This is a genomic window from Gemmatimonadota bacterium (assembly GCA_016209965.1).
Taxonomy (GTDB): domain Bacteria; phylum Gemmatimonadota; class Gemmatimonadetes; order Longimicrobiales; family RSA9; genus JACQVE01.
Map to the genome: position 1 here is coordinate 1 of JACQVE010000034.1, position 14,902 is coordinate 14,902.

Here is a 14,902-nt window from a genome sequence, read left to right on the forward strand (position 1 = left end):
GCCGTTGTGAACGCGAGCTGGTCCAGGTTCGCGTGCGCCGCTCCCGGCGGCTGCTCGCCCCAGGGATAGCGGCGCGCCTCACCCCGTGCCGGGTCCCACGCGGCGGCGGCCTCCCACTCCGCCTCCGCGGGCAGCCGCTTGCCCGCAAAGCGCGCGTAGGCCTCCGCCTCGTAATAGCAGACGTGGCAGACCGGACGGGCCGGGTCCAGGAGCGCGGCCCGGTCCATGGTGCGCTCGAGCCACTCGCCGTTCTGGCGGGACCAGTATTTGGGCGCCTGGACATCCACCCCCCGCAACCAGCTCCAGCCGGCGTCCGACCAGTGGTCCCGCGTTTCGTAGCCGCCGGACTCGACAAAGCGCAAGTACTCCCCGTTGGTCACGGGCGTGACGTCGATCCAGAATGGCTCGAGGCGGACGCGGTGTCGGGGGCGCTCGTTGTCGTAGGCGGCGCTCCGGTCGTCAGTGCCCAGCCAAACATCGCCGCCCGGGAAGCGCACCATGGCGCCAGGCGCAGCAGGCGGACGCCCCTCCGGCGGGAGCAAAGCCCGCAGCGCACGATACGGCTGCCCCTGCTTCAACTGCAGCGTCTGCAGCACTGTCTCGTTGTGCTGATACTCGTGCTGCAGCACCATGCGGTAGACGTAGCCATCACGCAGCAGCGCCGAGTCCGGGTCCAGGTCCACCTCCTCCAGCCGGGCCAGCACCTGGCGCCGGATCCCGGCCATCAGCTCCTGGCACTCGCCCAGCGTGGGCAGCGCCAGCTTGCCCCGCGCCGCGCGCGGATGCTCGAAGGGGTTGTATATGCCCGGCATCTCGCCGAAGGAGACTGCACCCTCGAGGTTGCGCACCAGCCACAGCTCCTCGAAGTGCGCCATGTGACCCAGGTCCCAGACGATGGGACTCATGAGCGGATCGTGCTGCAGGTGCAGATCCTCGTCCGAGAGCGGCGCGATCAGCAGCAGCGTGCGGGCCCTGGCCTCGAGCAGCAGCTCCGCAATGCGCTCGCGCGTCAGCCGTGCCTCGGAAAGCAGATGCTGCACCCGCCTACCCCCGCGAGGAAACGTGTTGCGCGCCCGGCTCACGCTCCACCAGGAAACCTGTTCGCTGCCAGGCTTGCCTTCGCCAGGAGGTGGCCACGATACTGCCCGGGCCAGGAGCGGCCGAGGGGCGCGCGCCCGCTGCCCACGGCCGACGGCCGACGGCCGGCGGCCAGGCGCACCCAAGCTAATGCCATCGCCGCCGACCGGCTACAAACATACACTCTTCACCTCCGGCCTTGGCTGGATTTCTAGGAAAGTCGGTGGGCGACGACGGGGTTCCCGCTGCGCGCGGCTGGCCGCGTCGTGCACGGATCATAACAGTCTTGCAAGTTCCTTACGCCTGCCCGAGCAGCTCCTCGAGCGCGAGCCGCGTCTTCGGCTGGAGGTGCTCGGCATCGAAGTATCGCAGTACGATGGCGAGCGCGTCCTCCACCGAAGAGACGTTCAGGTACCTGAGCAGGTAGCGCACATCGGCCAGGTCCTGGAACTCCTCGCCCAGCCGCAGCGCGCCGCACTTCATGGCCAGCAGATATTCCGGCCGGGCTACGAACACCCGGAGATGCGGAAGCTCGAGGTACGGCTCGAACTCACCCCGGGGGCTCAGGTACCCCTTGACCGCGTCGTTCAGCCAGGTATCGGGCACGCCGGCCGTCGCGGCCACCCGCGCGGCGGCCTCGCGGATCAGCTGAGCCGGGCCCGCGGTCTTGTCAATACCTCCGTCATGACAAGCCCTGGGCCAGGCGGCGGCCACAGGGGGCTCACGACACACTTGCCTGCTCCGCCAACCCTGCCGACATTCGCCGGCGCACAATGCACCCTCCAGGATTCCTCCAACCCGGACGGCATCATGCATTACGACTTCCTGGTGATCGGCACTGGCCAGGCGGGCGTGCCTCTGGCAGCGCGGCTGGCGGAGTCGGGCAAGCGCACGCTGCTGGTCGAGCGCAAGGACCCGGGCGGCACCTGCGTGAATTATGGCTGCACGCCCACCAAGACCATGATCGCCAGTGCGCGCGCGGCGCATGTGGCTCGCCACGCGGCCCGGCTGGGCGTCCACGCCGGCGACGTGACAGTGGACCTGGCCGCCGTGGTGGAGCGCAAGGACGCGCTGGTTCAGCAGTGGCGGAGCAGCGTGCGCCGGCGCATCCAGCGTGCTGGCGAGCGGCTGACGTACGTGGAGGGGCACGCGCGCTTCGTCGCGCCGCGCGAGATGAACGTAGGCGGCGAGCGGCACAGCGCGGACGCCGTGATCCTCAACGTGGGCGCGCGGCCGGCCGCCCCCCCGATCCCGGGGCTGGACGGCGTCGACTGGCTGGACAACCGGCGGGTCATGGAGCTGCGGCAGCTTCCGGAGCACCTGCTGATCCTGGGCGGCGGCTACATCGGCTGCGAGTTCGGCCAGATGTTCCGGCGCTTCGGCGCCCAGGTCACCATGGCGGACGTGGCGGAGCACCTGCTGCCGCGCGAGGATCCGGACATCTCGGGCGCGCTCGAGGAGGTGTTCCGCGCAGAGGGCATCCGCCTCGAGTTGGGATCCGCAGCACGCGAGGTGAGCCGGGATGGCGACGAGGTCGTGCTCCGCCTGGACCGCGGCCAGGAGCTGCGCGGCTCCCACCTGCTGGTCGCTGTGGGACGCCGGCCCAATACCGACGACCTGGGGTGCGACGTCGCCGCCGTCGAGCTGGACGGCGCCGGCTTCATCATCGTGGATGACCACTACCGCACCAGTGCCGAGGGCGTTTACGCGGTGGGCGATGTGACGGGCGGCCCGCAGTTCACGCATACCTCCTGGGACGACCATCGCATCCTGTTCGACCTGCTGCTGGGCCGGGGCACGCGCGGCCGGGACGGCCGCGTGATCCCCTACACCGTGTTCACCGACCCGCAGGTCGCGGGCGTGGGGATCACGGAGAAGCAGGCGCGGGAGCAGGGGCTCGACTACGAGCTGGCCAGCATGCCCTTCGGCCACATTGCGCGCTCGATCGAGGTGGACGAGGCGGCCGGGCTGATGAAGGTGCTGCTGGACCCGCAAAGCGAGCGCATCCTGGGCGCGGCGCTGGTGGGCGCGGAGGCGGGCGAGCTGATCCACATCCTGGTGGTGCTGATGCAGGCGGGCGCCAGCGCGCGGGCACTGGTCGACGCGCAGATGGTGCACCCCACGTTTGCCGAGGGGGTGCAGTCGCTGCTCATGAAGCTCGGGCGCTACTCGCTTTCGTGACCTCGCCCGCAGGCCGCTCAGCGCCGGAGCTGTTGCCGCCCGTGCTGGAAGCGCAGCAGGTGAGCAAGCGGTACGGCGACGTGCTCGCGCTGGACGACGTCTCGCTCGCCATCGCTCGGGGCGAGTGCGTGGCGCTGGTGGGCGAGAGCGGCTCGGGCAAGACCACGCTTCTCCGCTGCTTCAACCGCATGGTCGAGCCGGACGCCGGCCGCGTGCGCGTCGAGGGGCGTGACGCCCGCGAGCTGGACCGCATCGCGTTGCGCCGCCGCGTCGGCTACGTGCAGCAGGAGGGCGGGCTCCTGCCGCACTGGCGGGTTTTGCGCAACGCCGCGCTCGTGCCCTGGCTGCAGCGGTCGGAGGCGGCGGCGGAGCAGGCGGCGGCGGCGCTGCGGCTGGTGGGGCTGCCGCCCGGGCAGTTTGGCTCCCGCTGGCCGCGCGAGCTGTCCGGCGGGCAGCGGCAGCGGGTGGCGATCGCCCGGGCGCTGGCGGCGCACCCCTCCATAGTACTGCTGGACGAGCCCTTCGGCGCCCTGGACGCCATCACCCGTGCCGAGCTGCAGCAGAGCTTCCTCGAGCTGAGAAGCGAGCTGCGCGTGACCACCCTGCTGGTCACCCATGACCTGCGCGAGGCGCTGCGGCTCGGGGACCGCATCGCCGTGCTGCGCGCCGGGCGCATCGAGCAACTCGCAGACGGGCCGATGCTGGTCTCGAACCCGGGCACGCAGTACGTGCGGCGGCTGCTCGAGCGGGCGGGCGTGGCCGCGCCATGAGGCACCCCGCGCCCGCTGGCTCCGCCGCGAGAGACGAGCGGGGCAAGCTGATCCTCCCTTCCTGCGCCGTGAGTTGCTTCGCGGCGGCTGCCTTTCCCACCATGGCCCGCGTGCGGCGCGCCGCCACACTCCTCGCCTGGGCCCTGGTCGCCGCCGGCCCGGCCCGCGCGGGACCGGCGGCGGCCCGGCAGTCCGGGACGGCCGGCGGCCGTCCGGTCGTGGTCGCCTCGAAACCCTTCGGCGAATCCTACCTGCTGGCAGAGATCTTCGCACAAATCCTGGAGGCACGCGGCTACAGGGTGGAGCGGCGCCCCGGGCTGGGCGCCACCGAGATCGCGTTCCGCGCGCTGCGCACAGGCGCGATCGACGTGTATCCCGAATACACCGGTACCGGGCTGGTCGCGATCCTGGGCGAGCCGCCCCTCTCCGACCCCCGCGCCGTCTTCGGCCGCGTGGCGCGCGAGTTCGAGCGTCGCTACGCCGTGCACTGGCTGCCGCCGCTGGGGTTCCAGAACACGTACGCCATTGCCGTGCGGCGCGAGACGGCGGCGCGGCTCGGGCTGCGCACGCTGGGCGACCTGGCGCGCGCCGCGCCGCGGCTCACGGCCGGCTTCACCCCCGACTTCATCGGCCGCGAGGACGGGCTGCCCGGCCTGGTGCGCGCCTACGGGCTGCGCCCCCGCCAGGTGCGCTCGCTGCTCCAGTCGGTGAAGTACCGCGCACTGGCCGCGGGCGAGGTGGACGTGATCGACGGGTATTCGACGGACGGCTTCATTGCCCGCTACGACCTGGTGGTACTCGAGGACGACCGCGCCTTCTTCCCCGCCTACGAGGCGGCGCCGCTGGTGGGCCAGCGCCTGTGGCGCGAGGCGCCCGCGGCCGTGGCGGCGCTTACCGAGCTGAGCGGCCGGCTGGACGAGGCGCGCATGCGGCAGCTCAACCGGCGGGTCGAGGTCGAGGGCGAAGAGATCGCACGTGTGGCGGCGGACGTGCTCGCGGAACTGGGGCTGGCCGCGTCAAGGGCGGGAGCGGCGGCAGCGACCGGAGCAGCATCAGCGCCCGGGGCGGCGTCGTCGTCCGGGGACGAAACGGGGGCCCAGGGCTCGCTCGTCGCCTACCTCTGGGGCCGCCGCGCGCTCATCCTCTCGCTCACGTTGCGCCACCTGCTGCTGGTGGCCGTGTCCCTGGCCGCCGGTGTGCTATTGGCCGTGCCGCTGGGGCTCGGGCTAGAGCGACTGCCGGGCGGAGCGGAGGCGGCGATCCGGGGTGTGGGCCTGCTCCAGACGATTCCCGGCATTGCCCTGCTCGCCTTCATGATCCCGCTGCTCGGGATCGGGGTCACGCCCGCGCTGGTGGCGCTGTTCCTCTACTCCCTCTACCCCATCCTGCGCAACACCTATACAGGCGTGCGCGACGCCAGCCCGGACGCGGTGGGCGCCGCGACGGCGCTGGGCATGACGCCGCTGCAGGTGCTCCGGCTGGTGCGCCTGCCCCTGGCCGCGCCCGTCATCATGGCGGGGATCCGCACAGCGGGCGTGATCAACGTGGGCACCGCCACCCTGGCCGCCTTCATTGGCGCGGGCGGGCTCGGTGATCCCATTGTCGCCGGGCTGGCGCTCTCCGACACGCGCATGATCCTGTCCGGCGCCATCCCCGCCGCACTGCTGGCACTGCTGGTTGACGGAATACTGGCACTCAGCGAGCGCTGGGTGCAGCCTGGCGGGCTGCGGCCGTAGCCCCCGCCGGCGGGAACTCAGAAGAGGGGTGTGAGAACTCGCTTCAACCTAAGGCCTTAGGTTATATTTATCGTGGCCACGATCCATCGGGAGGGCGGGATCAGCTTCCGGGTATACCCAAAGGATCACCCGCCCGCGCACGTTCATGCGTTCGTCGGCTGGGGATACGCGAAGATCGAATTGCCCACCGCTGCCGACCCAGCGCGCATCGTTCGAATCGTGGGCAAAATGAAGGACGCTGATGTCGCGAGAGCGGTGGAAACCGTGCAGGATAAGGCCGACATCATGTGGGAAGGCTGGAACAGGTTTCATGGTTAAGAAACTCGAACGCGATGAGATCCTCGCGCAGATCCCTGCAGCGCGCGCGGCGGGGCGCGCGGCGCAGCGCGAACGCTGGTGGCCGGTAGATGTACGTTACGAGCCCGCAACCGAGCGGGTGAACATCGGCTTGCGCGACGGCAAATCGTTGATCATCCCGCGGGCTGATATCGCCGGGTTGGCTAAGGCCACACGAGCACAGCTCGAGCGCGTAGAGCTCGCGGGCGAAGCGATTCGCTGGGACGAGCTCGACGTCGACGTGTCGGTACCAGGCCTGCTCAGCGAATTGCTCGGGCCCAGGTTCTCGACTCAGGCGTCAGGACGATTGGGCGGTAAGGTTCGAAGCAAGGCCAAAGCAGCCGCCGCCCGCGCGAATGGCAGCAGGGGCGGCCGCCGGCGGAAACGCACTTGATCAACGGCCTTTGACGGCCCGGGTCATGGCGATACGGCGCACGCAGCATCGCGGCACACGCGGCACCGCTCCCCGCCAGGTCACGGCGTAGCTTTGAGCGCTGGCGCCGGCGCCTCCACCAGCCCCATCTGCTGCAGCACGAAGGCGTAGTCCAGCGCAATCTCGCGTAGCCGGTCGTAGCGGCCGGAGGCGCCACCGTGCCCGCCACCCATGTTGGTCACCAGCAGCAGCGGATTGGCGTCCGTCTTGAGCACCCGCATGCGGGCCACGTACTTGGCCGGCTCCCAGTACATGACCTGGCTGTCGTTGAACGAGGTCTTGACCAGCATGGCCGGGTAGGCTTTCGCCGCCAGGTTCGTGTAGGGGCAGTATTGCTTGATGTAGGCGTACTCGTCCGGCCGGTGGGGATTGCCCCACTCCTCGTACTCCTGCACGGTGAGCGGCAGGGACGCGTCCAGCATGGTGTTGATGACGTCGACGAAGGGCACGCGCGCGATCACGGCGCGGAACAGATCCGGGCGCAGGTTGGTCACCGCGCCCATGAGCAGTCCACCAGCGCTGCCGCCCTCGATCACCACCCGGTCACTCGAAGTGTACTTCTCTGCAATCAGGAACTCGGCCGCCGCGATGAAATCGGTGAACGTGTTCATCTTCCGCATCATGCGCCCGTCGTCGTGCCAGCCCTTGCCCAGCTCGCCGCCGCCGCGCACGTGGGCCATGGCCACGACCACGCCCCGGTCCAGCAGGCTCAGCCGGTTCGAGGAGAAGCCCACGCGATAGGGCGCGCCGTAGGAGCCGTAGCCGGCCAGCAGCAGGGGCGCGCGCCCGTCCCGCCGCACGCCCTTGCGGTAGAGCAGCGACACGGGGATGCGGGTCCCGTCGCGGGCGCGGGCGAGGCGCCGCTCCGAGGCGTACTGATGGGGGTCGTAGCCGCCCAGCACCTCGGTCTGCTTGAGCAGCGTCGCCCGGCGGCGGTCCATGTCGTACTCGAACACGGAGGAAGGCGTCACCAGCGACTCGTAATTGTAGCGCAGCTCGTTGGTGTTCCACTCGGCGTTCACGGCCGGGCCGGCCTCGTACACCGGCTCGGGGAAGCGCACGCGGTGCCGTTTCCCGCTGCGCAGCTCCGTGACCCGCATCTCCGGCACCCCGTTCCGCCGCTCGTAGAGCACGTAGTGGCCGGCAAAAAAGTCCATGCCCTCGAGCATAACGTCCTTGCGCTGCGGCACCACCTCGCCCCAGTTGGCAGGGCCCGGATCCTCCACCGGAGCCGAGACCAGCCGGAAGTTGCGCCCCGTGTCATTGACGCGGATGTAAAAGCGACGCCCGTGGTGGTCGACGTCGTACTCCCGCCCCTGCCGGCGCGGCGCGATCATCCGCCACTCGCCCAGCGGCTCGCCCGCCGCGAGGTAGCGCACCTCACTGGTCGTGAGGCTGGCCGAGGTCAGCAGGATGTAGCCCTTGCTGCGGGTGCGGCTCGCGAACAGGCGGTAAAGCTCGTCCTTCTCTTCGTAAACCAGCTCGTCCGCGTGATGGCTGCGGCCCACCACGTGACGGTAAAGACGGTAGGGGCGCTTGGCATGGTCCTCGGCCGTGTAGAAAAGGAATCGCCCGTCCGCCGACCACACCACCGAGCGCACTTGGGGAATCCGTTCGACCAGCAACTCGCCCGTGCGCAGATCCTTGACCTGCAGCGTGTACTCGCGGAAGCCGGTTGTATCCGTGGAAAAGGCGAGCAGGTTGCCGTCGTCGCTCACCCGGTAGGCGCCCAGCCCGAGGAACGGCTTCCCTTCCGCCAGCACGTTGAGGTCCAGCGTCACCTCTTCCGGCGCATCCAGCGACCCCTTCTTCCGGGCGTGGATCTGGTACTGCTTTCCCTGCTCCGTCTTCGAGTAGTAGAAGTACTCCCCCTGCCGGTACGGCACGGAAAGATCCGTCTGCTTGATCCGGCCCAGCAGCTCCTGATACAGCGCCTCCTGCAGCGGCCTGGTGGGCGAGAGCACCTGCTCCGCGTAGGCGTTCTCCGCCTCGAGATACGCGCGCACCGCGGGGTTGGACTTCTGCCGCAGCCAGAAGTAGTCGTCCTGCCGGACGTCGCCGTGTACCGTGTCGACCTTCGGCCAGCGTTCCGCGACCGGCGGCCCGAGCGGCTCCGCGGCGGACGGGAGCTGCGCGGCGGCCGCCCCGGGGCCCAGCAGCAGCGCCGTGGCCAGAAGCAATGCAGCGCCCGCGGCGCCGCGGCTAGCCGGGAAGCTCGTTCCACACATGAGCCCGCTTCCTGTTGATGAGAAACCCCAGAGCGGCCGGAGTTCCGGGCATGTCGGGCGCACGACGAATCTCGCTCTACTCCTCGTTTCCCCCACGGATCGGCCGCCCGCAGAATGTTATGGCTCCGCCTCGAACGGCGCCACCGTGAGCCGATCCGCGGCGGATCTGGGCGACCACACCTGCCCAGCGCCATGATATGCGCCAGCCGCAGCCACCGCCCCGTGCCAGTCCGTCAGACCGCGGTCGCGAGCTGCTGCACAAGGCAAGGAATGTTGCCCACGTGCGACGACGCTTGACACGCCCTTCCTCGGCTGCAGAATTGCCGTCCATCGGCTGGCCGATTCCACGCGCACCCCGCTGCCAGTGGCTCAAGTGAGGGCCAACATGCTCCGCCGGTTCCTCCGCCCGACGTACGCGGCGCTTTGCCTGGCGCTCGCGCTCCTGGCGGTGCTGCCGCCGCCGACGTACCGGCTCTGGCAGCTCTCGATCCTCGTCACAGAGCACGGCCATTGGCTCGCGCTCGCGGCGCTGCTCGCCCTGCTGCCCGGCTGGCGGCGCAGCCGTGGGGGCCGGGTCGCGGCCGTGCTCGCGGCTATTGCCGCCGCGCTGGCGCTCTCGCCGCTCGCGCGCGCCCTGGCGGCGGCCCGCGCTGCGCGCGCCGAGCTTGCGGATGCGGTCGGCGAGTCGGCCGACGCCGGTGCGCCGCTGCGCGTATGGCCGCTCCTCGCGGGTGTCGAACCCCCCGAGATCCTGCCGGAAACCCACCAGTACACGGCCACGAATGGCCAACAACTGCGGCTCGATGTCTACCGTGAGCCGGCGAGGACCGCGGAGTTGCGGCCGCTGGTCGTCGTCATCCACGGCGGCTCGTGGCGAGGCGGGGACCGGCGGCAGCTCCCGAAGCTCAACTCCTATCTCGCGGACTGGGGGTACGTAGTCGTCTCCATCGATTACCGGCTCGCGCCCGCGCACCCCTACCCGGCCGCACTGGCAGACATCACGGCTGCGGTGGCACACCTGAAGGCACGCGCGGCCGCGCTCGGCATCGATAGTACGCGCATCGTGCTGCTCGGCCGCTCGGCCGGCGGGCATCTGGCACTGCTCGCCGCGTACACGCGACGCGACCCCGCCATCCGCGGCGCAGTGTCGTACTACGGACCCACGGACCTGCGCTGGGGCTGGCACCACCCCAGCCCGCCGCGGGTCTACGACAGCCGCGGCGTGCTGCGTGACTTCCTGAGCGGCCCGCTCGGGCAGCGCGGCGCCGTGTATGACGAGGCATCGCCCATCCGGCACGTGGCCAGCGGAGCGACGCACCCCCAAGCCGGGAATCCGGTCGTGCCCACGCTGCTCATCCACGGCGGGCGCGATCCGCTCGTGTTCGACGCGCACGCGGCTATGCTGGCGGGCAGGTTGCGCGCGGCGGGCGCACGCGTCGCCTACGTGCGCCTGCCGTGGGCCACGCACGGCTGCGATTTCGCCTTCAACGGGCCCTGCGGCCAGATCAGCACCTGGGCGGTGAACCGCTTCCTCGAACGCGTGCTGCGGTAGCGGCGCTGGTGTCCGCCCGAGCGCCTGCGGCCACCGATGGCGGCGGAATTGGCCCGTTTGCCTGCCGGACGCTGCGCGGCGAGTGAGCAGCGCGCTGAAGAAGGAGGGGCTGTCGAAGCGCGGCAGGCACAGCCAGTCCAGCCACCCGCCCTTCGAGATGAGCGCGGCCGTATGCGTGTCGCCGATGACTGCGTAGTGGCCGATGGGTGGCTCAGGCATCAGCCGCCGCGCTGCAGAGCCAAGCGCAATACCTCAGCCAGATGCAGCGCCCGCCGCCCCGTCGCCTGCAGGATCTGCTCCCGGCAACTGAATCCATCCGCCACGACCAGCGTGTCCGGTGCAGCCTCGCGCACCGCCGGCAGCAGCACGCGCTCTCCCACCAGCATGGATACCGCATACTTCTCGCGCTCGAAGCCGAAAGATCCCGCCATGCCGCAACAACCCGAGTCCAGGATGCGGAAGTCCAGGCCCAGGCGCTCGAGCAGCGCCCGGTCGGAGCGCATCCCCACGAGCGCCTGCTGATGACAGTGCCCGTGCACAATCGCCTTGCGGCGGAGCGGCGGCGGCTGCCAGCCGTCCGCATGCCGGTCCAGGAACTCCGCCAGCAGGAACGACTGCCGGCTCAGCCGCCGGGCCGTCTCGTCATGCGGGAAGAAGTTTATGAGCTCGTCGCGGAACACCGCCAGGCAGCTCGGCTCGAGGCCGACCACGGGCACGCCCGCCGTGATCTGCGGCCGGAGCACGTCCAGGATCTGACGTAACTGACGCCGCGCCAGCCGGAGCATGCCGAAATCGTAGAGCGGCCGGCCGCAGCACAGCGGCCGCGGCGGAATCTCGACCCGGTAGCCGGCCGCTTCCAGCACGTCGACCGCGGCGCAGGCCGTGCCCGGATGGAAGTGATTGTTGAAGGTGTCCGGCCAGAGCAGGACCCGGGGCCCAGCATCGTTGTGCGGGCCCCGCCGGCGGAACCACTCCCGGAAGGTGTGGCGCGCGAAGCGCGGCAGCGCGCGCTCCGGCGCCAGGCCGGCGGCGGCCCTGGCGACCGCGCCCACCCCCCGCGCGCCCGTAACGGAGTTCGCGAGCGCGGGCGCGATCGACGCTAGCCGCGCCCACCAGTAGACCAGTCCCATGGCGTAGGCGCTGCGCGGCCGCAGCCTCCGGCGGTAGTAGTGCGCCAGGAACTCGGCCTTGTACGTCGCCATGTCCACGCTCACCGGGCACTCGCGCTTGCAGGCCTTGCACGCCAGGCACAGGTCCAGCGCCTCCCGCACGTGGGGATCGCGCCAGCCGCGGCGCAGCGGCTCGCCCTCCAGCATCTCGAAGAGCAGTCGCGCCCGGCCGCGCGTCGAATGACGCTCCTCCAGGGTGGCCATGTAGCTGGGGCACATGGTGCCACTGTCCAGCTTCCGGCACTTGCCCACACCCACACAGCGCAGGGCCGCGCGCGCGAAGCTCGCCCGGTCTTCCGGGTAGCGGAAGTGCGTCTGCAGGTCGGGCGGGGCGTAGCTCGTGCCCAGGCGCAGGTTCGAGGTGATAGGATAGGGGTCGACGACCTTGCCCGGGTTCATCCTGCCCGCCGGGTCCCAGATCGCCTTGAACTCGCGGAACGCCTGCACCAGCTCCGGGCCGAACATCCGGGGTAGCAGCTCTGCCCGCGCCTGGCCATCGCCGTGCTCCCCGGAAAGCGAGCCGCCGTGGCGGAGCACCAGCTCGGCGGCCTGGTCCAGGAAGGAGCGGAACTTCTGGATGCCGCCCGCGGTGGCCAGGTCGAAGTTGATGCGCGTGTGGATACACCCCTGCCCGAAATGGCCGTAGAGCGCGCCAGTGTAGCCGTACTGGTCGTAGAGTCGGCGCAGCTCGCGCAGGTATTGGCCCACCCGGTCCGGCGGCACAGCCGAGTCCTCCCACCCCTCCCAGGTGTCGTCCTGGCCCGGCACCCGCGCCGTCGCGCCCAGCCCCGACTCCCGGATCTCCCACACCATCCGCTCCTGCTCGGGGTCGTCGAACAGCCGCGCCGTTGCGCCCCGGCCCCGCTCCAGCAGCTCCGAGATCATGCGCCGTGCCCGGTCGTCCGACTCCGCCTTCGTCGCCCCGCCGAACTCGACCAGCAGCCAGCCGCCGCCATCGGGGAGCAGGCGCAGGTTGCGCGGGTGCAGCCCCTTGCGCTTCATGTGCGCCACCAACTGGTCGTCGATCCCCTCGAGACCCATGGGCTCGTGGGCCAGGACGTCCATCACGTGGTCCGCGGCCAGGAAGGCGTCGGGGAAGCCGAGCACAGCGAGCGAGCGGGCGCGCGGGCTGTCCACCAGCCGCAGCACCGCCTGCAGCACCAATACGCAGGTCGACTCGGTGCCCACCAGCGCCCGCGCCACATGGAAGCCGTGCTCCGGCAGTAGCTGCTCCAGGTTGTAGCCCGAGACGCGGCGGGGGATGCGAGGGTAGCGCTCGCGGATCAGCGAGGCATAGCGGTCGCGCAGCTCGCGCAGCCGCCCGTAGATCTCGCCCTCCCGGCCGCCGCGCCGCGCCGCCGCCTCCACCCCCGCCTCCGTCATAGCGCCCACGCGCAGGCGGAGGCCGTCGTACGTCAGGACCTCCAGCTCCTCCACGTTCTCGTCCGTCTTGCCCGCCATGAGCGAATGCACGCCGCACGAGTTGTTGCCGATCATGCCGCCCAGCGTGCACCAGGCGTGGGTAGCGGGGTCCGGGCCGAAGGTCAGGTGGTGCCGCTCTGCCTCGCCCCGCAGCCGGTCCAGTATCACGCCGGGCTCGACCCGCGCCCGCTTCCCCGCGGGATCCAGCTCCAGGATGCGGTTCAGGTACTTCGAGAAGTCGATAACCACGGCGACGTTGCACCCCTGCCCCGCCAGGCTCGTCCCACCGCCGCGCGCCAGGATCGGAGCGCCGTGCTCCCGGCACAGCCGCACCGTCTCGACCACGTCCTCGGCTGTCCGGGGGATGACCACGCCCACGGGGACCTGGCGGTAGTTGGACGCGTCCGTGGCATAGAGCGCCCGGCTCCCCGCATCAAAGCGCACCTCGCCCTCGATGCGCCGGCGCAGCTCCGCGGCCAGCGCCAAGGCATCAGGATCCGGGCGCCCTCGGGCGCGCTGCCGTGCCGTCACTGCCTCTCCTCTCCTCGCATGCCGCGGCAGCTCCTCTGGATGTCTGCATGGGGGTGATGCAGGCGCCGCATGGAAGTATCGCGCCTCGCGGGCCGCGGCAAGGAAGGTGGACCTGAAGGGATGCGGCCGCAAATCCACGCGGGAAGCGCGTCGAGCTGTGTGGCTGGTTCCCGCTCGCAGCTCGCTCCTTGAGGCTTGGCGCAGGCGACGCGGCTTGCCTTGACACCCAGGATCCTGCGGCTATGTATTGCCCCAGACGCCACTCCTGCCCGGGAGCAGAAAGTTGGCCGATTTCCACATGAACCGCGTGCCCACCTTCCCGCGCCTCGAGGGCACGTCGCTCGAGCGCATGGAGGAGCGCATTACCGTCAGGGCGAGACGCGTGCCGGTGGGCATCGTTATTCCCAGCCTGTACACCGACCTTTGCGCTCCCGCCATGGCGCAGATCATCGCCGAGCTGGCCGGTACGGCCTTCATCCATCGTGTGTACATCAGCCTGGACGCTGGCAGCGAGGAGGAGTTTGCCCGGGCAAAGGAGATTGTCGCGCCGCTGGGCGAACGGGGGGTGCTGCTCTGGAACGACTCGCCGCTGGTTCGCGCGGTGCTGCAGCGCATCGAGGAGCATCTGCCGTTGGGGCCGCGGGGGAAAGGTCGCGCATTGTGGCTGGCGCTGGGCTACGTCCTGGGACGGGGCGAGGTGTCCGTCGTGGCCTTCCACGACGCCGATGTGCTAACCTACAACCGCGAGTTCCTGCTGCGGCTGCTCTACCTGGTAGTGCTGCAGCGATACCAGTTCGCCAAAGGTTACTACGCGCGCTTCGCCGACCGGCTCTACGGCCGCGTGGTCCGCCTGTTCTACTTCCCCTTCCTGCGCGCTCTCAAGGACATCGCGGGCAGCCAGGAGTTCCTGGATTACATGGCCGATTTCCGCTACCCGCTGTCCGGCGAGTTCGCCACCTTTGTCAGCATTGCGCGCGAGATGCGCTTCCCCTCCGACTGGGGCGTCGAGGTAGGAGTGCTCGGGGAGGTGTACCGGCTGGTGCGCGTGCCGCGCATCTGCCAGGTGGAGCTGGCGCCGCGCTACGACCATAAGCACCAGGCGCTGGGCGACTCGCCCGCCCAGGGACTGACGAAGATGGCCTCCGACATTGCGCGCACGTTCTTCACGCACCTGGCCGGCCAGGGGCTGGTGCTCAGTGAGGAGTTCTTCACCACGCTGAAGCTGACCTACCTCATGCATGCGCGCCAGTTCGTGGACGCCTACGAGAACCTCTCCCGGATGCAGGGGGGGCTGACCTTCGACCTGCACCACGAGCTTTCTACGGTCGAGCTATTCTCTAACGCCATCGAGGCCGCGCTCGCCGACTTTCGCTCCCAATCGTTCGGCTCGCCGCTGATCCCGGACTGGCGCCGGGTCGAGGTGGCGATGGATGGCGTTACCCGGGAGCTGCTCGAGGCGTACGAGAA

11 protein-coding genes are annotated in these 14,902 nt (G+C 70.3%); 7 read left to right on the forward strand and 4 right to left on the reverse strand.

Translation table 11 applies throughout. The features are described 5' to 3' along the window. Together egtB and HY703_01585 are read right to left on the reverse strand one after the other, a co-directional pair. The coding region (gene egtB / locus HY703_01580) for an ergothioneine biosynthesis protein EgtB (GenBank protein ID MBI4543869.1) at positions 1 to 1,082 on the reverse strand (1,082 nt) is incomplete at its 3' end. Between the two features lie 292 nt (positions 1,083 to 1,374). Beyond that, positions 1,375 to 1,809 (reverse strand): hypothetical protein, encoded by a 435-nt coding sequence (locus tag HY703_01585; protein ID MBI4543870.1) that lies wholly within the window; start codon positions 1,807 to 1,809, stop codon positions 1,375 to 1,377. A 78-nt stretch (positions 1,810 to 1,887) separates the two neighbouring features. On the opposite strand from HY703_01585, the gene HY703_01590 reads away from it, so the two are divergent. The 5 genes from HY703_01590 to HY703_01610 all read left to right on the forward strand — a co-directional run bounded on the left by HY703_01590 (position 1,888) and on the right by HY703_01610 (position 6,494). Further along, complete coding sequence (locus tag HY703_01590) at positions 1,888 to 3,258, forward strand: mercuric reductase (protein ID MBI4543871.1); 1,371 nt, start codon at positions 1,888 to 1,890, stop codon at positions 3,256 to 3,258. Next, positions 3,255 to 4,028 carry an ATP-binding cassette domain-containing protein gene (locus HY703_01595; GenBank protein MBI4543872.1) on the forward strand — a complete coding sequence of 258 codons (774 nt, stop codon included), beginning with the start codon at positions 3,255 to 3,257 and terminating at the stop codon, positions 4,026 to 4,028. Before HY703_01590 ends, HY703_01595 begins: the two co-directional genes overlap by 4 nt. Then, positions 4,025 to 5,764 carry an ABC transporter permease subunit gene (locus HY703_01600; protein MBI4543873.1) on the forward strand — a complete coding sequence of 580 codons (1,740 nt, stop codon included), beginning with the start codon at positions 4,025 to 4,027 and terminating at the stop codon, positions 5,762 to 5,764. Before HY703_01595 ends, HY703_01600 begins: the two co-directional genes overlap by 4 nt. Before the next feature lie 72 nt (positions 5,765 to 5,836). Then, positions 5,837 to 6,082 (forward strand): DUF4160 domain-containing protein, encoded by a 246-nt coding sequence (locus tag HY703_01605; protein MBI4543874.1) that lies wholly within the window; start codon positions 5,837 to 5,839, stop codon positions 6,080 to 6,082. Continuing rightward, entirely contained in the window at positions 6,075 to 6,494 is a 420-nt protein-coding gene (locus tag HY703_01610) for a DUF2442 domain-containing protein (GenBank protein MBI4543875.1), read from the forward strand. The genes HY703_01605 and HY703_01610 overlap by 8 nt, the downstream gene beginning before the upstream one ends. Positions 6,495 to 6,574: 80 nt before the next feature. On the opposite strand, the gene HY703_01615 is transcribed toward HY703_01610, so the two are convergent. Beyond that, on the reverse strand, positions 6,575 to 8,761 hold the full coding sequence (locus HY703_01615; protein MBI4543876.1) for a S9 family peptidase: 2,187 nt from the start codon (positions 8,759 to 8,761) through the stop codon (positions 6,575 to 6,577). A 385-nt stretch (positions 8,762 to 9,146) separates the two neighbouring features. Between HY703_01615 and HY703_01620 the strand changes: the two genes are divergently transcribed. Next, a complete protein-coding gene (locus HY703_01620) occupies positions 9,147 to 10,313 on the forward strand; it encodes an alpha/beta hydrolase (protein MBI4543877.1) in 1,167 nt (388 codons plus the stop codon). A 218-nt stretch (positions 10,314 to 10,531) separates the two neighbouring features. On the opposite strand, the gene HY703_01625 is transcribed toward HY703_01620, so the two are convergent. Further along, positions 10,532 to 13,465, reverse strand: a complete 2,934-nt coding sequence (locus HY703_01625; protein MBI4543878.1) for an FAD-binding protein — start codon at positions 13,463 to 13,465, stop codon at positions 10,532 to 10,534. Positions 13,466 to 13,718: 253 nt separating this feature from the next. Between HY703_01625 and HY703_01630 the strand changes: the two genes are divergently transcribed. Then, a partial coding sequence (locus HY703_01630) for a glucosyl-3-phosphoglycerate synthase (protein ID MBI4543879.1) occupies positions 13,719 to 14,902 on the forward strand: 1,184 nt, incomplete at its 3' end.